Origin of the sequence: Roseateles saccharophilus (genome assembly GCF_004342485.1) — a bacterium.
GTDB lineage: Bacteria > Pseudomonadota > Gammaproteobacteria > Burkholderiales > Burkholderiaceae_C > Pelomonas > Pelomonas saccharophila.
In genome coordinates this window covers 36,583-57,138 of record NZ_SMBU01000002.1, presented here as the reverse complement: position 1 = coordinate 57,138, position 20,556 = coordinate 36,583, and the positions used below count along the sequence as shown (strand labels likewise).

Sequence of the window (20,556 nt, the reverse complement as noted above, 5' to 3'; positions counted from 1 at the left end):
CAGCGGCGCATGCGGCTGTGCCTCATTCGGCCGCCAGGCGCATCACCTTCAGCAGGCCCTCGACGCTCTTGCCCTTGCGGGCGCGCTTGCCGGCATGGGCGGCCAGCGACTGGTTTTTCAGCAACTCCTCGCGCGGCTTGCCGCCACGGCCGCTGCCGTGCACGCGCAGCTGGGTCGTGAAGCAGGCCAGGGACAGCACGGCGTCCTTGGCTTCCAGGTCCATCAGCATCAGGCCCTTGCCGCCCTTGGGCTGGTGCTTGAGCTCGTCGAGCGGGAAGCCCAGCAGCCGGCCCTGCGCACTCAGCACGCCCAGTTGCAGCGCCACCGCATCGCCCGGCACCGGCGCCAGCAACGGCGCCTCGCCCTCGTCCAGTGCCAGGAAGGTCTTGCCGGCCTTCTGGCGGCCGACCAGGTCGCCGATCTGCGCGATCAGGCCATAGCCGGTGGAGCCGGCCATCACCAGGCGCTGGGTTGGCGCGCCGGCCAGGTAATGGGCGATCTGGCTGCCGGTCTCCAGCTCGATCATCGTCGTGATGGGCTGGCCGTCGCCACGGCCGCCCGGCAGCGTCGAGACGGGCACGGAATAGACCCGGCCATTGCTGCCGACGACGATCAGCGGGTCGACGCTGCGGCAGCGGAAGGCGCCCCACAGCGAGTCGCCGGCCTTGAAGGTCTGCACGGCGACGTCGACCTCGTGGCCCTTCAGCGCCCTCACCCAGCCCTTCTGGCTGACGATGACGGTGACCGGCTCGTCGACGATCTTCACCTCGGCGGTGACACGCTTCTCGGCCTGGATCAGCGTGCGGCGGTCGTCGCCGTACTGCTTGGCGTCGGCCTCGATCTCCTTGATGACGGTGCGGCGCAGCGCCGCGGCGGAGCCGAGGATGTCTTCCAGCTTGGCGCGCTCGTCGCGCAGCTTGGCCAGCTCCTGCTCGATCTTGATGGCCTCCAGCCGCGCCAGCTGGCGCAGCCGGATTTCGAGGATGTCCTCGGCCTGGCGGTCGGAGAGATTGAAACGCGCGATCAGCGCGGCCTTGGGCTCGTCCGACTCGCGGATGATGCGGATCACCTCATCGATGTTCAGCAGCACCAGTTGCCGGCCTTCCAGCACATGGATGCGGTCGTTGACGTGGGCCAGGCGGTGCTCGGTGCGGCGGCGCACCGTCGTCTGGCGGAAACCGATCCACTCGGTCAGCACCTCGCGCAGGCTCTTCTGCGTCGGCCGGCCGTCGGCGCCGATCATCGTCAGGTTGACCGAGGCGCTGCTCTCGAGACTCGTGTGGGCCAGCAGCGCGTTGACCAGGTCCTGCTGCTCGACGGTGCGGCTCTTGGGCTCGAAGACGATGCGCACCGGCGCGTCCTTGCTGGACTCGTCGCGCACGCAGTCCAGTACCGCCAGCAGGCTGGCCTTGAGCTGCAGCTGCTCGGGCGTCAGCGTCTTCTTGCCGGCCTTGACCTTGGGGTTCGACAGCTCCTCGATCTCCTCCAGCACCTTCTGCGCGCTGGTGCCGTGCGGCAGCTCCGTGACGACGAGCTGCCACTGGCCACGCGCCAGGTCCTCGATCTTCCAGCGCGCGCGCAGCTTCAGGCTGCCGCGGCCCGAGGTGTAGGCCGTGCGGATCTCCTCCGGCGCGCTGATGAGCTGGCCGCCGCCGGGGAAGTCCGGGCCGGGAATCAGCTCGAACAGGGCGTCGTCGGCGAGCCTGTCGTCCTTCAGCAGCGCGACGGCCGCCGCGGCCACCTCACGCAGGTTGTGGCTGGGGATCTCGGTCGCCAGGCCCACGGCGATGCCGCTGGCGCCGTTCAGCAGCGCGAAGGGCAGGCGTGCCGGCAGCTCGATGGGTTCCTGCGTCGTGCCGTCGTAGTTGGGCCGGAAGTCCACCGTGCCCTCGTCGATCTCGTCCAGCACGAGGCGGGCGATGGGTGCGAGGCGCGCTTCCGTGTAGCGCATCGCCGCGGCGCCGTCGCCGTCGCGGCTGCCGAAGTTGCCGTGGCCGTCGATCAGCGGATAGCGCAGCGAGAAGTCCTGGGCCATGCGCACCAACGCGTCGTAGACCGACTGGTCGCCGTGCGGGTGGAAGCTGCCCAGCACATCGCCCACCACCTTGGCGCCCTTGACCGGCTTGGCGCCGGAGTTGCCGCTCCAGCCCAGGCCCAGACGGTGCATGGAATAGAGGATGCGGCGCTGCACGGGCTTCTGGCCGTCGGCATAGCTCGGCAGCGCGCGGCCCTTGACGACGCTGAGCGCGTATTCGAGATAGGCCTGCTGGGCATAGGCGGCCAGGGTCAGCGCGTTGCTATCGTCGCTGCCACCGTCGGTGGGGCCGTTGAAGTCGATCGTGGTCTGGGAACTCATGGATGCAGGGTCAAACGCTGCGCATGGGCCGGCTGGCTCTGCTGCAGCAGGGCCCAGTACAGCTCGAGCACGAGATGCACATGGGCCTGGGTTTCGTCAATGTCGGGTACGCGGTTGCCGGCGCGGCGCACGGCGCCCTCGTCGGCGTTCCAGGCCGCCAGTGCCGCGTCGATGTGGCCGAAGCGGCGGATCAGGTCGGCCAGCATGCGTGCGCCGGTACGGATGTTGATGCGCGGCTCGATCAGCCGCGCGGCCTCGGCGGGCGACGCGTAGCGGCTGGCCGTCTCGGGCCTGATCTGCATCAGGCCCATCGCGCCGCGCGGCGAGACGGCGCCCTTCTGGTAGCCGGACTCGACGGCGATGACGGCCTTCAGCAGTTCGGCGTCCACACCGGTCTGCGCGGCCGCCTCGCGCACCCAGGGCTGCACGGCCTTGACCTCGGGCGCGATGTCCAGCCAGTTCAGCAGGGCCAGGCCCGCGTCGGTCTTGCCGGGCACGCGCTGCATGCCGACGCTGCCGAGGACGGGCTTGTAGCGCGTGTCGAGCTCGCGGGGCGCGAAATGGGCCACGCCCGCTGCGTCCACATAGCCCCAGAGCTCGGCATGGGCCGGCAAGGCCAGGCAGGCAAACAGCAGCAGGCAGAGGATCTTCATGCCGACTCCAGCCCTAGCGCCACGCGGGCCTGGTATTCGCGGTCGAGCAGCGACATGACGATCAGCGAGTCGTAGCCGTCGGCGCCGTCTATCGTGACCCGCACGCTCTCGCGCAGCCGGCCCTCCTCGACGAAGCCCTCGCTCTGGTAGAGCTTCAGGGCGCGCGCGTTCAGCGACTTCACGTCCAGCCAGAAGCGATGTGCCTTCAGCTGCGTGAAGGCCATGGCCTTGAGCAGGCGCACCGCCGCGCGCCCCAGGCCGCGGCCCTTGGGCTGCAGCACCAGGCGCTTCAGCTCGACCGAGCCGTTCGGGTTGCGGCAGCCCTGCAGGATGACGAAGCCGATGCGCTCGAGCCGATCGCCTTCCTCCACCACGAAATGCCGCGAATCCGGGAAGCGGATCGCACCCTCGTGCTGCGGCCGCTCCCAGGGCGTGATGAAGGGCAGGTTGGCCCCGTCGCGCTCGAGCGAGACCACCCAGTCCAGGTCGGACAGCATCGTCGGGCGCAGGCGCAGGCTCATACCTTAGATGTCGATTTCCACGGCGTCGCCGTGCAACTCCATCAGCTCGCGGCGCGACGCGGCCTCGCCCTTGCCCATCAATTTGTTGAAGGCGTCCACCGTCGCGGCGAAGTCGAACTGGCCATACTCGACGCGCGACAGGCGGCGCGTGTCGGGATTGAGCGTCGTGTCCCAGAGCTGCTCGGCGTTCATCTCGCCCAGGCCCTTGAAGCGGCTGATGCTCCACGAGCCTTCGCGGGCGCCTTCCTTGCGCAGCTTGTCCAGCGTGGCGGTCAACTCGCCGTCGTCCAGCGCATAGAGCTTGGCGGCGGGCTTCTTGCCGCGGGCCGGAGCATCCACGCGGTACAGCGGCGGGCGGGCGACGAAGACATGGCCGGCCTCGACCAGCTTGGGGAAGTGGCGGAAGAACAGGGTCAGCAGCAGCACCTGGATGTGCGAGCCGTCGACGTCGGCGTCACTCAGGATGCAGACCTTGCCGTAGCGCAGGCCGGAGAGGTCGGGTGTGTCGCTGGGGCCATGCGGATCCACGCCCAGGGCCACCGAGATGTCGTGGATCTCGTTGTTCTTGAACAGCAGGTCGCGCTCCACCTCCCAGGCGTTCAGCACCTTGCCGCGCAGCGGCAGGATGGCCTGGGTCTCCTTGTCGCGGCCCATCTTGGCACTGCCGCCGGCCGAGTCGCCCTCGACGAGGAAGACCTCGTTGTGAAGCAGGTCGCGGCTTTCGCAATCGGTCAGCTTGCCAGGCAGCACGGCCACGCCCGAGCCCTTGCGCTTCTCGACCTTCTGGCTGGCGCGCTGGCGGGTCTGCGCCTGCTTGATGACCAGCTCGGCCAGCTTCTTGCCGTGGTCCACATGGTGGTTGAGCCACAGCTCGAAGGCCGGCTTCACATAGGCCGACACCAGGCGCAGCGCGTCCCGGGAATTCAGGCGCTCCTTGGTCTGGCCCTGGAACTGCGGGTCCAGCACCTTGGCGCTCAACACGAAGCTGGCGCGCGAGAACACGTCGTCGGGCATCAGCTTGACGCCCTTGGGCAGCAGCGAATGCATCTCGATGAAGCCCTTGACCGCGCCGAACAGGCCGTCCTTCAGGCCGGACTCGTGCGTGCCTCCGGCCACCGTCGGGATCAGGTTCACATAGCTCTCGCGCAGCGGCGCGCCGTCCTCGGTGAAGGCCACGCACCAGGACGCGCCCTCGCCCTCGGCGAAGTTTTCGCTTTCGCCGGCCGAGGCGAAGCCCTCGCCCTCGAACAGCGGGATCAGCGGGTCGGCGTTCAGCGACTGCGCCAGGTAGTCGCGCAAGCCGGCCTTGTAGAGCCAGGTCGTCGTCTCGTTGGTCTTCTCGATCTTCAGCGTCACCGTCACGCCCGGCATCAGCACGGCCTTGGAGCGCAACAGATGAATCAATTCGTGACGCGGCAGCTCGGCGCTCTCGAAGTATTTGGCCTCGGGCCAGACACGCACCGTCGTGCCCTGCCTGCGGTCGCCGCTGGTGGCCGGACGGGCCACGACCTGCTGCACCACGTCGCCATGCTCGAAGGCGATGCCGGCCACCTGCTTGTCGCGCCAGACGGCCACTTCGAGCCGCTCGGCCAGCGCATTGGTCACGCTCACGCCCACGCCGTGCAGGCCGCCCGAGAAGCTGTAGGCGCCGCCCGAGCCCTTGTCGAACTTGCCGCCGGCGTGCAGCCGCGTGAAGACGATCTCGACGACCGGCACGCCCTCTTCCGGGTGCAGGCCGAAGGGGATGCCGCGGCCGTCGTCGGAGATGGACACCGAGCCATCGACGTGCAGCGTCAGGTCGATGCGCTTGCCGAAGCCGGCCAGCGCCTCGTCGGCCGCGTTGTCGATGACCTCCTGAATGATGTGCAGCGGGTTGTCGGTGCGGGTGTACATGCCCGGCCGCTGCTTGACGGGCTCCAGACCCTTCAGGACGCGGATGGAGGCTTCGCCATAAGCGGCAGGTGAAGTGGCGGGAGAGGCAGGGGGACGGCTCGACATAGGGGCGAGATTCTAAGAACCTGTTCACGACCTCCCCATGGCGCCCGTTGCCCCGCAAAGCGGCGGGTGCAAGGCGCAAACCGCAGCCGGGCTGGTTGCCCGGCGAGGATTTGCAACGCCGCAGCCGTTGTTTTGCGGGGCAACCCGAAGGGCAAGGCATCCCAGGGCCGCACTCGTTGCCCGCCTTGCCCAGGCTCCAGCCTGGCCGGCGGCGTGCGCCTGGATTGCGCCCCTGGGATGCCTTGCGGGCACCATGGGGAGGCCGGGAACAGGTTCAAAGTACGATTCGCGGCCCTCGAAACCCGAGTTCCGCCGCTTGAGATTCCTGATCGCTTGTTTGCTGTTGACCTGTATTTTTTCACAGGCCCAGACCCCGCCCCCTCAACAGCCCTTCCAGGCCAGCGCCCCGCTGTCCTGGGAACTGAAGAACGCCCGCTGGTTCGACGGCCAGAAGCTGCAGCGCGGCAACCTCTATGTCGAGAACGGCGTCTTCGTCGCGAAGAAGCCGGCCAAGGTCAACCGCAAGATGGACCTGCGCAACCAGCAGGTCCTCATCAACCCGCTGGCCGAGGCCCACAACCACAATCTGCAGACCGCCTGGGGCTGGGGCCAGTACGCCGACAAATACATCGACGACGGCGTGTTCTATGCCGCCATGCTCTGTGGCGACCCGGCGGGCGTGGCCCCGGTCCGGCCGCTGGCCGCCAAGCCCGCGGCGCCGGACACCAGCTTCGTCACTGCCTGCATCACCTCGCCCGACGGCTACCCGCTGGCCGCCGTGCTGCCCGAGCCCAGCGCCGAGGCCGCCGCGGCGCAGGACCAGATCGTCCTCGTCGACAGCCCCGAGCAGGCCCGGCAGCAATGGCCGACCATCAAGGCGCGCGGCGGCAACTGGCTGCGCCTGGTGCTGGCCCACAGCGAACGGCCGGAACTGCGCCAGCAGCCGGCCATGTTCGGCAGGTTGGGCCTGCGGCCCGACACGGCCGCCGAACTGACCCGCCTGGCCCACGCCGACGGCCGGCACGTCGTCGCCCATGTCGAGACGGCGGCGGACTTCGACGCAGCGCTGGCGGCCGGCATCGACGTCATCGCCCACCTGCCCGGCTATGCCAACACGCTGGACGAGGCACCCGAGGTCTTCGCGCTGAGCGAAGCCGCCGCCGCACAGGCCGCGCGCCAGCACGCCGCCGTCATCACGACGACGGCCGCCACTGCCCTGTTCAAGCTGGACACTACCGCGTTGGCCGCGCTGCGCGAGGTGCAGCGCGCCAACCTCGGCCGGCTACAGGCCGCCGGCGTGCAGTTGCTGATCGGCTCGGACGTCTTCATCGGCACCGCGCGCGCCGAGCTGCATGCGCTGGACGAACTCGGCCTGGACCACGCGACGCTGCTGCGCCTGGCCACCCACGACACGCCGCGCGCCCTGTTCCCGGGCCGCAAGCTCGGCTGCTTCGAGCCCGGCTGCGAGGCCAGCTTCCTGTTGCTGGGCGGCGACCCGCTGGCCGACCTGGCCCAGGTGGACATGCCGCTGCTGCGCGTCAAGCAGGGCCGGCTGCTGACCCGGCTGGCCGACGTGGCCGCCTCCAGCGCCCAGGTCAGCACCTCGACCGCCGACCCGCCCAAGGCGAAGAAGAAGAGCGGCAAAGCCAGGGCGTCAGCCAAGGCCAAGCGGCACTGATTACATTCGCCCGATGAGCGCCGCCCGCCCCTCCGCCTCCAGCCTGTCCGTGCAGCAGGTGCTGCTGTGCGGCGCCATGATCGTCACGCTGTCGATGGGCATACGCCATGGCTTCGGCTTCTGGCTGCAGCCCATCATCACCGAGCGCGGCTGGACACGCGAGACCTTCTCCTTCGCGATGGCCGTGCAGAACCTGGCCTGGGGCTTCGCCGGCCCCTTCGCCGGCATGCTGGCCGATCGCTTCGGCGCCTGGAAAATTCTGATCGCCGGTGGTCTCCTGTACGCGCTGGGCCTGCTGCTGATGGCCGTGTCCAGCCATCCACTGGCCTTCACGCTCAGCGCCGGCGTGCTGGTCGGCATCGCGCAGTCGGGCTCGACCTATGCCGTCATCTACGGCGTGCTGGGCCGCACCGTGTCCGATGAGAAGCGCTCCTGGGCCTTCGGCGTCGCCGCGGCGGCGGGCTCCTTCGGCCAGTTCGTCATGATCCCGGTCGAGACCTGGCTGATCGGCCGCCTCGGCTGGCAGAGCGCCCTCTATCTGCTGGCCGGCTCGGCCCTGCTGATCCTGCCGCTGGCCCTGGGCGTGCGCGAGCGCCGCGCCAAGGGCGGCCCGGCCGGCCACCAAAGCATCGGGCATGCGTTGCGCGAGGCCTTCGGCTATCGCAGCTTCCAGCTGCTGATGCTCGGGTATTTCGTCTGCGGCTTCCAGGTCGTCTTCATCGGCGTGCACCTGCCCAGCTATCTGCGCGACCACGGCCTGGGGCTGGGCGTGTCGACCGGCGCGCTGATGCTGATCGGCCTGTTCAACATCTTCGGCACCTATGCCGTCGGCATGCTGGGCCAGCGCTTTCCTAAGCGCTATCTGCTGTCAGCCATCTACGGCCTGCGCTCCATCGCCATCGTCGCCTTCATCTCGCTGCCGCTGACGCCGGCCAGCGTCTACGTCTTCGCCGCCGTCATCGGCTTCCTGTGGTTGTCCACGGTGCCGCCGACGAATGCGGTCGTCGCGCAGATCTTCGGCGCCCAGCACCTATCCATGTTGGGCGGCTTCGTCTTCCTCAGCCACCAGATCGGCAGCTTCCTGGGCGTCTGGCTCGGCGGCCGGCTGTACGACGCGACCGGCAGCTACGACGTCGTCTGGTGGCTGGCCGTCGGCCTGGGCGTGATGGCCATGCTGACCACTCTGCCGGTGCGCGAAACTGCCATCGCGCGCCCGATGCAGGCGCAGCCGGCATGAAGCCACGCCGCTGGATCCTGCCGCTGCTCGCCGCCGCCGTGCTGGCGGCGACGATGCTGGCCTACCGCCACCCGGCCGTCATGATCCAGCTCAGCGAGCAGATTTGGGCCTGCTTCGGATGACCGCCCCTTCCCGGCACTCGGCCTGGCTGCAGCGTTTCGCGCCCACCCCACCCGGCACGGCGCTGGACCTGGCCTGCGGCTCGGGCCGCAATCTGGCCTGGCTGACCAAGACCGGCTGGCAGGTCACCGGCGTCGACCGCGACACGGCGGCCACTGCGCCGCTGCGGGCACAGGCCGAGATCGTCGACGCCGACATCGAGAACAGCCCATGGCCACTTCGGGGCCGGGCCTTCGACCTGGTCGTCGTCTGCAACTACCTGTGGCGCCCGCTGTTCGACAGCATCAAGTCCGCCGTCAAGCCCGGCGGCTGGCTGATCTGGGAAACCTTCGCCGATGGCCAGCAGACCATCGGCCGGCCGTCACGGCCCGACTTCCTGCTTCAGCGCGGCGAACTGCTGCGCGTCTGCGGCGATTGGCACATCGCGGCTTACGAAGACCTGTTCGAGAGCGACGTCAACCCACGCTTCGTGCAGCGCGTTGCGGCCATCCGGCCGCCCGAGTCACGATGACAGCGGCCTAAAATCAACCGACTCCTTAAGACTTTTCAACCATGAAGCCCATCCTCGGCAGCATCGTCGCCCTCGTCACGCCCATGAACGAGGACGGCAGCATCGACTTTCCCGCAATGCGCCGCCTGATCGACTGGCATATCGAGGCCGGCACGGCCTGCGTCGGCGTCGTTGGCACGACCGGTGAGTCGCCCACCGTCAGCATGGAAGAGAACCGCGAAATCATCCGCATCGCGGTCGAGCACGCCAAGGGCCGCGTTCCCATCCTGGCCGGCACCGGCGCCAACTCGACGGCCGAGGCCATCGAGCTGAGCCGCTATGCCAAGGAGGTCGGCGCCGACTGCACGCTGTCCGTCGTGCCCTACTACAACAAGCCCTCGCAGGAAGGCATCTACCAGCACTTCAAGGCCATCGCCGAGGCCGTGGACATCCCGATGATGCTCTACAACGTGCCCGGCCGGACCGTTGCGGACATGCTGCCCGAGACCACGCTGCGCTGCGCGTCGCTGCCCGGCGTCTTCGGCGTCAAGGAGGCCACCGGCAACATCGAGCGCGCCGCCTACCTGATCAAGCACGCGCCCGAGGGCTTCCACGTCTATTCTGGCGACGACGGCACGGCGGTGGCGCTGATGCTGCTCGGCGGCCACGGCAATGTCAGCGTGACGGCCAACGTCGCACCGCGCGAAATGGCCGAAATGTGCCGCCTGGCGATGGCCGGCAACGCGCTGGAGGCCCGCAAGATCCACCTCAAGCTGCTCGGCCTGCACAAGCAGCTGTTCTGCGAACCCAGCCCCGCGCCGGCCAAGTGGGCGCTGTCGCGCCTGGGCCGCTGCGGCGCCACGGTGCGCCTGCCCATCACGCCGCTGACCGCGGCCGGCCAGGCCGGCGTCGGCCAGGCCATGACCGAAGCCGGACTGGCCTGAGCCTCTGGTCTAATGCGCGGCTGCGCCGGCCTTGCCCGGCGCCCTTGTTCCCCGGAGATTTCCAGCGTGACGTCCCTTCTCTCGATTCGCCCGTCGGCGACCCGCCTGGCCTGCACGGCCTTTGTCCTGTCGCTCGCCGGCTGCAGCACCGTTGACAGCCTCTTCTCGAGCGACAAGGTCGACTACCGCGCCGCGGCCAAGCAGACCCAGGGCCTGGAAGTCCCGCCCGACCTGACCCAGCTCGCCAAGGACAACCGCGCCCAGGTGCAGGGCGGCTCGATCACGGCCTCCCAGCTGTCCGCCGTCAAGCCGGCCAACTCGACGAACGCCCAGTCCCTGGTGGCCGGCAGCGTGGCGACCAATGCCATCGGCGACATCCACCTGGAGCGCAGCGGCACCGACCGCTGGCTGCATGTCTCGGCCACGCCCGAACAGCTCTGGCCGCAGCTGCGCAGCTTCTGGCAGGAGCGCGGCCTCGAGGTCGTCAAGGAGCAGCCCGAGATCGGCGTCATGGAAACCAACTGGGGCGAGAACCGCGCCAAGTTGCCCAACGACTTCATCCGCTCGACCATCGGCAAGGTCTTCGACGGCCTGTACTCGACCGGTGAACGCGACATGTATCGCACCCGCGTCGAGCGCGGCACCGGCAGCGCCGGCGGCACCGACATCTTCATCAGCCACCGCGGTATGCAGGAGGTCTACACCACCTCCGGCCGCGACTCGACCGCCTGGCAGGGCCGCCCGAGCGACCCCTATCTCGAAGCCGAGATGCTGTCGCACCTGATGCTCAAGCTCGGCGGCAAGGAAGACGCGGCCAAGGCCGTCGTCGCCGAGGCCGGCCAGCCGGCACCCGTCACGACCAGCACGCTGAAGGTCGGTGGCGAGGCGCCCAAGGCTCGCCGCCCGCTGTCCGAAGTGCCCGACCGCCTCAGCGTCGCCGACGGCTTCGACCGCGCCTGGCGCCGCGTCGGCCTGTCGCTGGACCGCCATGGCTTCACGATCGAGGACCGCGACCGCGCGGCCGGCCTGTTCTACCTGCGCTATGCCGACCCCGAGCAGGCCGGCAAGGACGAGCCCAACTTCTTCCAGCGCCTGTTCGGCGCCAAGGCCGCGTCTCCGGTGCGCTATCGCGTGTCGGTCAAGGCCGACGGCGCGAAGAGCACGGTCAGCATCCTGGACGACCGCGGCCAGTCCATCGCCGACGACAACGCCAAGCGCATCCTGTCGTTGCTGATGGACGATCTGAAATAAGCCCGCTGCGCCGGTCGCCCGGCAGGGCCCGCATGCCGTGATGCGTTTCTGCAGCCTCGGCAGCGGCAGCGCCGGCAACGCGACACTCATCGAGGCCAGCCAGGGCATCACGAGCACGCGGCTGCTCGTCGACGCCGGCTTCAGCATGCGCGAGCTGACGCGCCGCCTGGCCCGCGCCGGCTGCGAGCCGGCCGAGTTGGATGCCGTCTTCATCACCCACGAGCACGGCGACCACATCGGCTGCGCGCTGGCCTTCGCAAGCCGGCACCGCCTGCCGCTGATCATGAGCCGCGGCACCTGGCGTGCCGTTGGCAATGCCGACTTCGACCCCGCCCTGCTACGCATCGCGAAGGGCGCCGAGGCCATCGCGCTGGGCGATCTGGAAGTGCGGCCTTTCGCCGTGCCTCACGACGCCCAGGAGCCGCTGCAGCTCACGCTGCACGATGGCGCCGCAAGGCTTGGCATCGTCACCGACCTCGGCAGTGCGCCTGACGATGTTGCCGGCGCACTCGCAGGCTGCCAGGCCCTGCTGCTGGAATGCAACCATGACGTGGCGTTGCTGCGCGACGGGCCCTACCCGCCGTCACTGAAGAAACGCATCCTCGGCAGCCACGGCCACCTGTCCAATGCTGCCGCCGCCGATCTGCTTGCGCGCTGCCAGCACCCCGCGTTGCGCGATGTCGTTGCCGCCCACCTCAGCGAGCGAAACAACTCACCTGCACTGGCCCGCGACGCACTGGCCGCCGCGCTGGGCTGCGCCCCGGCCGACGTTCGCGTGGCCGACCCGGCGCTGGGTTTTGACTGGCTCCAACTGCACTGAACCGCTCAAGCCCTCCCGGGCCGCGTCAGGCAAGGTTCTGCTTCCGACAGGGGGTGCGATTCGGAGCCGGAAAAGAAAAAAGCCGCCGCTGCCTGAGCAGCGACGGCTTTTTCCGTGGGGACGAAGTGATTACTTCGAAGCGGCCGAAGCGGCAGCGTCCACGACGGCCGAAGCGGCCGTGTCAACGGCGCTGGCGGCAGCAGAAGCGGCCTCAACCACGGCCGAAGCGGCGGCGACGGGAGCGGGCGCTTCAACCTTGGGCTCTTCCTTCTTGCTGCAAGCGGTCAGAGCAACGGCAGCCAGCAGGGAAGCCAACAGGATCGACTTTTTCATACTTGCCCTCAAACGTTTAAACGACGGTGCACACCATAACTTTGGGGTCGAGCGCCAGTGTTTCTTGCACCGACTGCCGACCCCGACAGAACAAGACGCGGAAAACCTCGAGCGCTTCCCTCGCCTAGCCACTGATTATAGGGGTTGGCATGTCACAAAGACTCATAGTCCCAAAGTCGTTGGCGCAAATGATTCGCTGGAACGTTGCGCCAGGGCATCAAACCACTCCAGGCCACGCTGATATTCGGCCGCCCCCAGGGCCAGTTCGCCGCGCCAGAGGTGGCGATCGAAAAGCCGCAGGCTCAACATCGCCTGTTCGCCGACAGCCAGCAGCAAGCTTTCGGGCGCCGCCTCCAGCCTGAGTTCGGGCTCGACGACACGAGCCGTCACGCAGTGCGCGTAGTCGCGCCGCCAGCGCACGAAGCGCGGATGGCGCCTCGCGATGTCGTCGTACTGCAGGGCCAGCAGATGCAACTGGCGCCCGGGCCGCGCCCAGGTCGTCAGCGCAGCGAGGGCCGTAGCGTCGGACAGCGGCCAGTCGACGAAGCTCGCGTCCCAGGCATGCAGTTCGCGCAGGCCCTGTGCGCCGGCCCAGGCCAGGGTCTCGACCAGCAGGCGCTGGAAATCGGCGCGGCCGGCAAAGCCTTGCGGGCTCATTCGCAGAGCGGCTGCACCCAGCCGTCCTCGGCCCACTGATCGAGCAGCTCGCGTGCGCCGGGCGACAGGCGCGCCACATCAGCCGCAATCAGCTCGCGACCATCGGCAAGCCGGCGCATCAGCGTCGCATCGCTGCCGCCGGCGCGGAAGCTCTCGCCGTTCAGGAAGACATGCGCCGCGTCATAGAGCATGCGGCTGCGCCGGTCGAGCCGCGCGCCCTGCCCCGGCGGCAACACGTCGCCCGGCTCGAACCAGACCTTGGCCTTGGGCTCGGTCAGCGCCTCGCCCAGCGCGCGCTCAAGCGCCCGCGGCCGCTGCACGGCGGCTTCGACGGCGCGGCGCGCGAAGTCCAGCAGCGCGGCCGGCACCTGGGCCGGCTGGGTGACGGCCTCCTGGCGCGGGTCGGCGTAGAGCTTGCCGGCGTCGTCGACGTCGTCCAGCAGGCGCGGCAGCAACTCTGCCGCCAGCGCCTCGGCGGTCGACGCACGAAAGCCCACCGAGGCCGTCATGCAGCCGGCGCCGACAGCAATGCCGTCATGGGCCCAGCCAGGCGGCAGGTAGAGCATGTCGCCCGCCTCCAGCACGAACTCCTGCTCGGGCTTGAAGTTGGCAATGATCTTCAGCGGCACGTCGTCGCGCAGCACAGCATCCTTCTGCGGCGCGATGCGCCAGCGGCGCCGGCCGGTAAGCTGGATCAGGAAGACGTCGTAGGAATCGAAATGCGGCCCGACGCCGCCGCCATCGCTGGCGACGGACAGCATTAGGTCATCCAGCCGGGCATCGGGCGCGAAGCGGAACAGGTCCAGCAGCGCACGCGCTTCGGCAAGATGTTGGTCCAGACCCTGCACCAGCAACGTCCAGCCAGGCTTGCTCATCGCCGGCAGGCGGGCGATGGGGCCATGCCTGAGTTTCCAGTTGCCGTCGAAGGCGGTGACGAGACGGCTTTCGACGTCGTCGCGTGCGGCCAGCGCGGCCAGCTCCTTCAACGCCGCCGGCGGCGTCGCGTCGGCAAAGGCCTGACGCACCAGCAGCGGCTTCTTCTGCCAATGCTTGCGCATGAACTGGGCCGGGCTGAGGCCGGCGAGCATGGGGGTCGGGTGGTCGATCTGCATGCGGTCATTGTGCCGAGAGGGGCTGTGGGAAAATTGATCTCATGCAAGTGACCCGCCCCTGTGTCGTCTCCCTGCGCTGGAGACTCGACGATGCCCAAGGCCAGCTCATCGACGAGCTGGCCGAACCGATGGAATTCCTGCTCGGGGGCGACGACCTGTTCGCCAAGGTCGAGGCCGCACTGGAGGGCCAGGAAGTCGGCTTCGAGACCGATCTCGCGCTGCAGCCCGAGGAGGCCTTCGGCGACTATGACTCCGGCCTCGTCTGCTTCGAGGCCCGCAGCCTGTTCCCCAAGGATGTCGAGCCCGGCATGCAATTCGAGGGCCTGCCCGAAGGCGCCGTCACCGAAGGCATGCCCGACGCGGTCTACACCGTCACCGAGGTCTACCCGGAGCATGTCGTGCTGGACGGCAACCATCCGCTCGCCGGCATCGGACTGCGCATGCACCTGAAGCTGCTGGACGTGCGCCCGGCGACCGAGGAAGAGGCCCAGGCCGGCTCAGTGGGTGAACCCATCTTCATGGTGCAGACCGGTGCACCGCCGGACGAGAGTCTTCATTAATTGCGGGACAGACCGAGCGGAGCAAGCTCTGTCCCCAACTGATTCAGAAACTCAATTCAGCCCTTGCCTGTAGAGCCGAATCCACCTGCACCGCGTTCGGAGGCATCGAAGCTGTCCACGCGCCGGAACGTCGCCTGCACGACCGGCACGATGACGAGTTGCGCGATGCGCTCGAAGGGCTGGATGGTGAACTCTGCCTGGCCGCGGTTCCAGCAGCTCACCATCAGCTGGCCCTGGTAGTCGCTGTCGATCAGGCCCACGAGGTTGCCCAGCACGATGCCGTGTTTGTGACCCAGGCCCGAGCGGGGCAGGATGATGGCGGCCAAGCCCGGGTCGCCGATGTGGATGGCCAGGCCGGTGGGGATCAGCGTCGTCTGGCCCGGGGCCAGCGTGATGGCCGCGTCCAGGCAGGCGCGCAGGTCGAGGCCGGCGCTGCCGGGCGTGGCGTAGGCGGGGATCTGCTCGGCCATGCGGGCGTCGAGCACTTGCAGGTCAATCGCGTGCATCAGGAAAGTCGTTTCGAGAGTTCTTGGATCAGCTCACGCGCGAGGCTGAGCTTGTCGGATCGGGGCAGTTCGCGCCGGCCCTGCGCGTCGATGAGCAGCAGCGCGTTGTCGTCGCGGCCGAAGGTGGCCGGGCCGAGGTTGGCGACGATGAGCGGAATGCCCTTGCGGCGGCGCTTGGCGTCGGCATGCTCGGCCAGCTTCTCGCTTTCGGCGGCGAAGCCGACGCAGTAGGGCGGCTGGGGCAGCCTGGCCACGGCGGCCAGGATGTCGGGGTTCTCGGCCATCGCAAGGGTCGGCGCGGTGGCGCCGCCTTCGGCCTTCTTCAGCTTGTGCTCGTGCGTCTGCGCGGGCCGCCAGTCGGCGACCGCGGCTGTGGCGATGAAGGCGTGCTGATGCGCGGCCAGCGGCAGCACGGCATCGAACATCTGCTGGGCCGACTGCACGTCGATGCGCTGCACGCCGCGCGGTGTGGCCAGGTGCACCGGGCCGGCCACCAGCGTGACCTCGGCGCCGGCCTCGGCCGCGGCGCGGGCGATGGCGAAGCCCATCTTGCCGCTGCTGCGGTTGGTGATGCCGCGCACCGGGTCGATGGGCTCGAAGGTCGGGCCGGCCGTGATGAGGAGCTTTTTGCCTCGCAGCGGCTTAGGCGCGAGGAAGGCCTCGACATCGTCGAAGATCTCCTGTGCTTCCAGCATGCGGCCGTCACCTGTTTCTCGGCAGGCCTGCTCACCGTTGGCGGGGCCGACGATGGTGGCGCCATCGGCCTTGATCTGCGCGACATTGCGCTGCGTGGCCGGGTGGGCCCACATCTCGCGGTTCATCGCGGGCACGACCAGCAGCGGGCATTCGTGGATGCGGCGGGCCAGCGCGGTCAGGCCGATGAGCTCGTCCGCCCTGCCCTGGGCCAGCGCGGCGATGGCGTCGGCGCTGGCCGGCGCCACCAGCATCAGGTCGGCCTCGCGGCTGAGGTTGATGTGGGCCATGTTGTTGTCGGGCCGCGCATCCCACTGGCTGGTGTAGACGGGGCGGCCGGACAGCGCCTGCATAGTCACCGCGGTGATGAACTGCTCGGCCGCCTCGGTCATCATGACCTGCACGGTCGCCCCGCCCTTCACGAACAGGCGGGTCAGCTCGGCGATCTTGTAGCCGGCGATGCCGCCGGTCATCGCGAGGAGGATGTGTTTGCCGTGCAGTGGGCTCGTTGTCATCAGCGCTTCCTGAACACCAGGTCCCACACGCCATGTCCGAGCTTGATGCCACGGTTCTCGAACTTGGTCAGGGGGCGGTAGGCGGGCTTGTCAGCATAGCCGGCCGCGGTGTTCAGGAGATGCGGCTCGGCCGACAGCACTTCAAGCATCTGTTCGGCATAGGGCTGCCAGTCGGTCGCGCAGTGCAGATAGCCGCCGGGCGCCAGGTGTTGCACGAGCTTGGCAACGAACTCCGGCTGTATCAGGCGGCGCTTGTTGTGGCGCTTCTTGTGCCAGGGGTCGGGAAAGAAGATGTGCACGCCGGCCAGCAGCTCGGGGCCGATCATGTCGCGCAGCACCTCGACGGCATCGTGCTGGACGATGCGGATGTTGGCGATCTGCTTCTCATCGATGAGCTTGAGCAACGCGCCGACGCCGGGCTCGTGCACCTCGCAGCCGATGAAGTCGTGGTCGGGCAGCGTGGCGGCGATCTCGGCCGTCGCGCCGCCCATGCCGAAGCCGATCTCCAGCACCAGCGGGGCCTTGCGGCCGAAGATCGCCTCGGCGTCGAGGCGCTCGGCCTGGTAGGGCAGCACGAACTTCGGGCCCAGTTCGGCCAGGGCCTTGATCTGGCCCGTGCCCATGCGGCCGGCGCGAGTGACGAAGCTCTTGATCGCGCGGCGCGGTGGATTCTGCGGTGGGTTGTTGTTCTGCTCTTCCATCAGCCTATTGTCGCCATGACCATAGGCGTGGCGGCCACGTCGGCATCACCCAGCGTGACTGCGGCCAGGTAGGACGCGACGGCACGGTCGGCAGCGGCGTCATCGGCTGCGTGGATCAATGCCAGCGGCGCGCCGGCGGCGACACGCGTGCCCAGCGGCTTCACGTCGGAGAAGCCGACGCGCATGTCGATGGCATCGCCGGCCTTGCGACGGCCGCCGCCCAGTTCGACGATGGCCACGCCGAGGTCGCGGGTCGCCATCGTCGTGATGACGCCGGCGCGCGGCGCAGCCACGGGCTTCACGACGGGCGCGGCGGCCAGGTAGGCGGCCGGGCGCTCCAGCAGGTCGGCCGGGCCACCCAGGGCCACGACCATCTTCGCGAACTTCTCCGCGGCGGCGCCGGAGTCCAGCGCTGCCTGCAGCTTCACACGCGCGGCGGCCGTGTCGGCGGCGAGGCCGCCCAGCACCAGCATCTCGGCGCACAGCGCCAGCGTGACCTCGTGCAGGCGCGGCTCGCGGGCCTCGCCCTTCAGGTAGCGGATCGTCTCGACGATTTCCAGCGCGTTGCCGACGTCGCTGCCCAGGATCTGGTTCATGTCGGTGATCAGCGCACGCGTCCTGAGCCCGGCACCACCGGCAACGGCGACGATGCTCTCGGCCAGCTCGCGCGCGAACTCGGGCGTGGACGCGAACGCACCGTTGCCGCATTTGATGTCCATGGCCAGGCCTTCGAGGCCGGCAGCCAGCTTCTTTGACAGGATGCTGGCCGTGATCAGCGGCACGCTCTCGACCGTGGCCGTCACATCGCGCGTCGCGTAGAAGCGCTTGTCGGCAGGGGCGAGATCGGCGGTCTGGCCGATGATGGCGCAACCCAGGCTGCGCACGATCTGGTCGAACCTTAAAGGGTCGGGCGTCGTCGTGTAGCCGGGGATGGCTTCGAGCTTGTCGACCGTGCCACCGGTGTGGCCCAGGCCGCGGCCCGCGATCATCGGCACGTAGCCGCCGCAGGCCGCCACCATGGGCGCCAGCATCAGGCTGACCTTGTCGCCCACGCCGCCGCTGCTGTGCTTGTCCAGCACGGGGCCGGGCATGTCGGGCCAGCGCATCACGCGGCCGGAGTTCATCATCGCGCGGGTCAGCAGCACGGCTTCGTCGCGACCCATGCCCCTGAGGAACACGGCCATGCCGAGCGCAGCCACCTGGCCTTCGCTCCATGAGTTGTCGACAAGGCCGCGGACGAAGTGCTTGATCTGCGCTTCGTTCAGCGCCTGGCCGTCGCGCTTGGCGCGGATGATTTCTTGGGCGAGCATGGTCAGTAGGCCGCTGTGACGGCGGCCGATTCGGCGCCGGACAGGACGGCTTCGATGTCGGTCAGCAGGCCGCTCGCGCCAAAGCGCAGGCGCTGCGGGTTGAGGGCTTCGGCGCCGAGGGCGGCCTGGACCTGGGCGATATAACCCGCCGCATCCGCCACCGAGCGCACGCCGCCCGAGGCCTTGAAGCCGGCGGCGGACAGGCCGCTGGCCTTGATCTCCTTCAGCATCACGGCGGCAGCTTCTGGGGTGGCACCGGTCCTGGTCTTGCCGGTGCTGGTCTTCACGAAATCGGCCCCCGCGGCCAGGGCCATGCGCGTGGCTTGGGCGACGCGCTCGGACGTGCCGAGTTCGCCGGATTCGATGATGACCTTCAGCGTCAGCGGGCGACTGGCGAAACGCACTTCGGACAGGAACTCGGCGACCTCGGTGGAATGGTCGGCCAGCAGCGCGCGGTAAGGCAGGACCACATCGACCTCGTCACCTCCGGCCTGGGCGATCTCGGCGACGTCGGCCAGCGCGCGCTGTACATCAAGCGCCCCGTCGGGGAAGTTGGCGACCGCGGCGACCTTGATCGCCGCCGGCAGCGCGGCACGCGCCTGGGCGACGAAGCGCGGCCAGACGCAGACGGCGGCGACGTTGCCATGCACCGTCTGCGCGCGCTTGCAGAGCGCGTCGATGTCGGCGGCCGTGTCGGCGTCGTTGAGGCTGGTCAGGTCCAGGCAGGCCAGCGCCGTGCGGGCCGCGGCTTGCAGCTCGGTATTCATGGTGCACCCTTCGCGCTGCGCGCTGTCCCGCCAAGCGGGAGCTGAACCACCTTCGGGCGGTCGTGCGGCGCTCACAACGTCACATCCTTGAGGCTGGCGACCAAGGCGGCCAGGAAGGCTGCAGCGCGCTCGCCGGAGGCCTGGGCCTGCTTCAGCGTCAGGTCGTGCGTCAGCGCCTCGGCGGACAAGCCCGCGGCCATATTGGTCATCAGCGCGATGCCCATCACCTTGAGGCCGGCGTGGCGGGCCAGGATGGTCTCAGGCACGGTGCTCATGCCGACGGCATCGGCGCCCCAGGCCGCGAACATGCGGATCTCAGCCGGCGTCTCGAACTGCGGGCCCAGCGCCCAGCAGTACACGCCCTCGCCCAGCATCAGGTTCTCGCGCTTGGCGAGCAGCAGCGCATGCTTGCGCAGCTCGCCGTCATAGGCGTTGACCATGTCGACGAAGCGGTGGCTGCCCTGCTCGCCGACGAGCGGGCTGCGCTGCGGCGCGTTGATGTGGTCGGCGATCAGCATCAGGCTGCCGGGCGGCATGTGGCCGCGCAGCGAGCCAGAGGCATTGGTCTGCACGAGCAGCTTCACGCCCCAGGACTTGAGCGTGCGCAGCGCGCCGGCCATGCCGGTGCACTCGCCGCTCTCGTAGGTGTGGGCCCGGCCGCGCAGCATGACGACGCGCTGGCCGCCGATGTGACCGACGACGATCTCGTTGACATGGCCCTCGACCCTGGGCTGCGGGAAGGCCGGCAGCTCGGTATAGGACAGGTTCTTCGCGTCCCGCACGTGGCTGACCGCGCCAGCCCAGCCGGAGCCGAGCACGACGGCGACTTCGGGCGCAGTGCCGAACAGGGATTGCAGCTTCTCGACGCTCGCGGCGATCGCGACGTCGAGGGTCTTGTTGTCGATCATGGGAAACCTCAGAAATTCAAGTGACTGGGCCCGAAGCTGTGGGGCAGCAGTTCGGCCAGAGTCCAGCGTTGGCGGATGCCGCCAGGATCGCCGGCGATGATGACAAGCTCTTCGGGCACGGCAAACTCCCGCAGCTTCTGGCGACAGCCGCCGCAGGGAGTGATGATGTCCGGGCCCGGGCCCGTCACCAGCACGGCCAGGACACGCTTGCCGCCGGCCATGATCATGGCCGTCAACGCCGAGGGTTCGGCGCACCAGCCCTGCGGGTAGGAAGCGTTCTCCATGTTGGCGCCGATGTGGATGCGACCCTGCTCGTCGAGGATGGCGGCGCCGACCTTGTACTTCGAATATGGCGAATGCGAGAACTCGCGGGCACGCAGCGACTCGGCGAGCAGCTTGTCCAGCAGGTCTTGGCTCAGTTCCACG

22 protein-coding genes are annotated in these 20,556 nt (G+C 68.9%); 8 read left to right on the top strand and 14 right to left on the bottom strand.

What is annotated here, in order from left to right; translation table 11 throughout:
• Positions 1-22: 22 nt before the first annotated feature.
• From parC to EV671_RS02060, 4 genes are read right to left on the bottom strand one after another with little or no spacing between them, the layout of a single operon-like run.
• Positions 23-2,356 (bottom strand): DNA topoisomerase IV subunit A, encoded by a 2,334-nt coding sequence (gene parC / locus EV671_RS02075; protein ID WP_132569552.1) that lies wholly within the window; start codon positions 2,354-2,356, stop codon positions 23-25.
• Positions 2,353-3,009: a lytic transglycosylase domain-containing protein gene (locus EV671_RS02070; protein WP_132569550.1), complete on the bottom strand. Its 657-nt coding sequence runs from the start codon at positions 3,007-3,009 to the stop codon at positions 2,353-2,355. Before EV671_RS02070 ends, parC begins: the two co-directional genes overlap by 4 nt.
• Entirely contained in the window at positions 3,006-3,530 is a 525-nt protein-coding gene (locus EV671_RS02065; RefSeq protein ID WP_132569548.1) for a GNAT family N-acetyltransferase, read from the bottom strand. Before EV671_RS02065 ends, EV671_RS02070 begins: the two co-directional genes overlap by 4 nt.
• Before the next feature lie 3 nt (positions 3,531-3,533).
• On the bottom strand, positions 3,534-5,528 hold the full coding sequence (locus EV671_RS02060) for a DNA topoisomerase IV subunit B (protein WP_132569546.1): 1,995 nt from the start codon (positions 5,526-5,528) through the stop codon (positions 3,534-3,536).
• 316 nt (positions 5,529-5,844) lie between these two features.
• On the opposite strand from EV671_RS02060, the gene EV671_RS02055 reads away from it, so the two are divergent.
• The 7 genes from EV671_RS02055 (at position 5,845) to EV671_RS02030 (ending at position 12,068) form a co-directional block, all read left to right on the top strand.
• Complete coding sequence (locus EV671_RS02055; RefSeq protein WP_165917448.1) at positions 5,845-7,206, top strand: amidohydrolase family protein; 1,362 nt, start codon at positions 5,845-5,847, stop codon at positions 7,204-7,206.
• A 13-nt stretch (positions 7,207-7,219) separates the two neighbouring features.
• Positions 7,220-8,443: an MFS transporter gene (locus EV671_RS02050; protein WP_132569542.1), complete on the top strand. Its 1,224-nt coding sequence runs from the start codon at positions 7,220-7,222 to the stop codon at positions 8,441-8,443.
• Positions 8,440-8,565, top strand: a complete 126-nt coding sequence (locus tag EV671_RS27675; RefSeq protein WP_277592441.1) for a hypothetical protein — start codon at positions 8,440-8,442, stop codon at positions 8,563-8,565. The genes EV671_RS02050 and EV671_RS27675 overlap by 4 nt, the downstream gene beginning before the upstream one ends.
• Positions 8,562-9,074: a class I SAM-dependent methyltransferase gene (locus tag EV671_RS02045; RefSeq protein ID WP_132569540.1), complete on the top strand. Its 513-nt coding sequence runs from the start codon at positions 8,562-8,564 to the stop codon at positions 9,072-9,074. The genes EV671_RS27675 and EV671_RS02045 overlap by 4 nt, the downstream gene beginning before the upstream one ends.
• 41 nt (positions 9,075-9,115) lie before the next feature.
• Positions 9,116-9,997, top strand: a complete 882-nt coding sequence (gene dapA / locus EV671_RS02040; protein WP_132569538.1) for a 4-hydroxy-tetrahydrodipicolinate synthase — start codon at positions 9,116-9,118, stop codon at positions 9,995-9,997.
• A gap of 66 nt (positions 9,998-10,063) precedes the next feature.
• Positions 10,064-11,248, top strand: a complete 1,185-nt coding sequence (bamC, locus tag EV671_RS02035; protein ID WP_243655544.1) for an outer membrane protein assembly factor BamC — start codon at positions 10,064-10,066, stop codon at positions 11,246-11,248.
• A 40-nt stretch (positions 11,249-11,288) separates the two neighbouring features.
• Positions 11,289-12,068 (top strand): MBL fold metallo-hydrolase, encoded by a 780-nt coding sequence (locus EV671_RS02030; RefSeq protein WP_132569534.1) that lies wholly within the window; start codon positions 11,289-11,291, stop codon positions 12,066-12,068.
• A gap of 129 nt (positions 12,069-12,197) precedes the next feature.
• On the opposite strand, the gene EV671_RS02025 is transcribed toward EV671_RS02030, so the two are convergent.
• From EV671_RS02025 to EV671_RS02015, 3 genes are all read right to left on the bottom strand, one after another.
• Positions 12,198-12,401, bottom strand: a complete 204-nt coding sequence (locus tag EV671_RS02025) for a hypothetical protein (protein ID WP_132569532.1) — start codon at positions 12,399-12,401, stop codon at positions 12,198-12,200.
• A gap of 162 nt (positions 12,402-12,563) precedes the next feature.
• A complete protein-coding gene (locus EV671_RS02020; protein WP_132569530.1) occupies positions 12,564-13,058 on the bottom strand; it encodes a hypothetical protein in 495 nt (164 codons plus the stop codon).
• The gene (locus tag EV671_RS02015; RefSeq protein WP_132569528.1) at positions 13,055-14,170 is read right to left on the bottom strand and encodes a JmjC domain-containing protein; all 1,116 of its coding nucleotides are present in this window, start codon (positions 14,168-14,170) and stop codon (positions 13,055-13,057) included. Before EV671_RS02015 ends, EV671_RS02020 begins: the two co-directional genes overlap by 4 nt.
• Positions 14,171-14,211: 41 nt before the next feature.
• Here EV671_RS02015 and EV671_RS02010 point away from each other — a divergent pair, with 41 nt between their 5' ends.
• Positions 14,212-14,730 carry an FKBP-type peptidyl-prolyl cis-trans isomerase gene (locus EV671_RS02010; protein WP_132569526.1) on the top strand — a complete coding sequence of 173 codons (519 nt, stop codon included), beginning with the start codon at positions 14,212-14,214 and terminating at the stop codon, positions 14,728-14,730.
• Between the two features lie 56 nt (positions 14,731-14,786).
• Here the strand turns inward: EV671_RS02010 and dut are convergent, their stop codons facing one another.
• The 7 genes from dut to cdd form a co-directional block, all read right to left on the bottom strand.
• Complete coding sequence (gene dut, locus EV671_RS02005) at positions 14,787-15,236, bottom strand: dUTP diphosphatase (RefSeq protein WP_132569524.1); 450 nt, start codon at positions 15,234-15,236, stop codon at positions 14,787-14,789.
• On the bottom strand, positions 15,236-16,444 hold the full coding sequence (coaBC, locus tag EV671_RS02000; RefSeq protein ID WP_132569522.1) for a bifunctional phosphopantothenoylcysteine decarboxylase/phosphopantothenate--cysteine ligase CoaBC: 1,209 nt from the start codon (positions 16,442-16,444) through the stop codon (positions 15,236-15,238). Before coaBC ends, dut begins: the two co-directional genes overlap by 1 nt.
• A complete protein-coding gene (trmB, locus tag EV671_RS01995) occupies positions 16,444-17,145 on the bottom strand; it encodes a tRNA (guanosine(46)-N7)-methyltransferase TrmB (RefSeq protein ID WP_132569520.1) in 702 nt (233 codons plus the stop codon). Before trmB ends, coaBC begins: the two co-directional genes overlap by 1 nt.
• The gene (gene deoA / locus EV671_RS01990) at positions 17,145-18,455 is read right to left on the bottom strand and encodes a thymidine phosphorylase (RefSeq protein ID WP_132569518.1); all 1,311 of its coding nucleotides are present in this window, start codon (positions 18,453-18,455) and stop codon (positions 17,145-17,147) included. The genes trmB and deoA overlap by 1 nt, the downstream gene beginning before the upstream one ends.
• Before the next feature lie 2 nt (positions 18,456-18,457).
• The gene (gene deoC, locus EV671_RS01985) at positions 18,458-19,222 is read right to left on the bottom strand and encodes a deoxyribose-phosphate aldolase (RefSeq protein WP_132569516.1); all 765 of its coding nucleotides are present in this window, start codon (positions 19,220-19,222) and stop codon (positions 18,458-18,460) included.
• A gap of 71 nt (positions 19,223-19,293) precedes the next feature.
• Positions 19,294-20,130 (bottom strand): purine-nucleoside phosphorylase, encoded by an 837-nt coding sequence (locus EV671_RS01980; RefSeq protein ID WP_132569514.1) that lies wholly within the window; start codon positions 20,128-20,130, stop codon positions 19,294-19,296.
• 8 nt (positions 20,131-20,138) lie between these two features.
• Positions 20,139-20,555: a cytidine deaminase gene (cdd, locus tag EV671_RS01975; protein ID WP_207911075.1), complete on the bottom strand. Its 417-nt coding sequence runs from the start codon at positions 20,553-20,555 to the stop codon at positions 20,139-20,141.
• Between the last annotated feature and the right edge of the window lies 1 nt (position 20,556).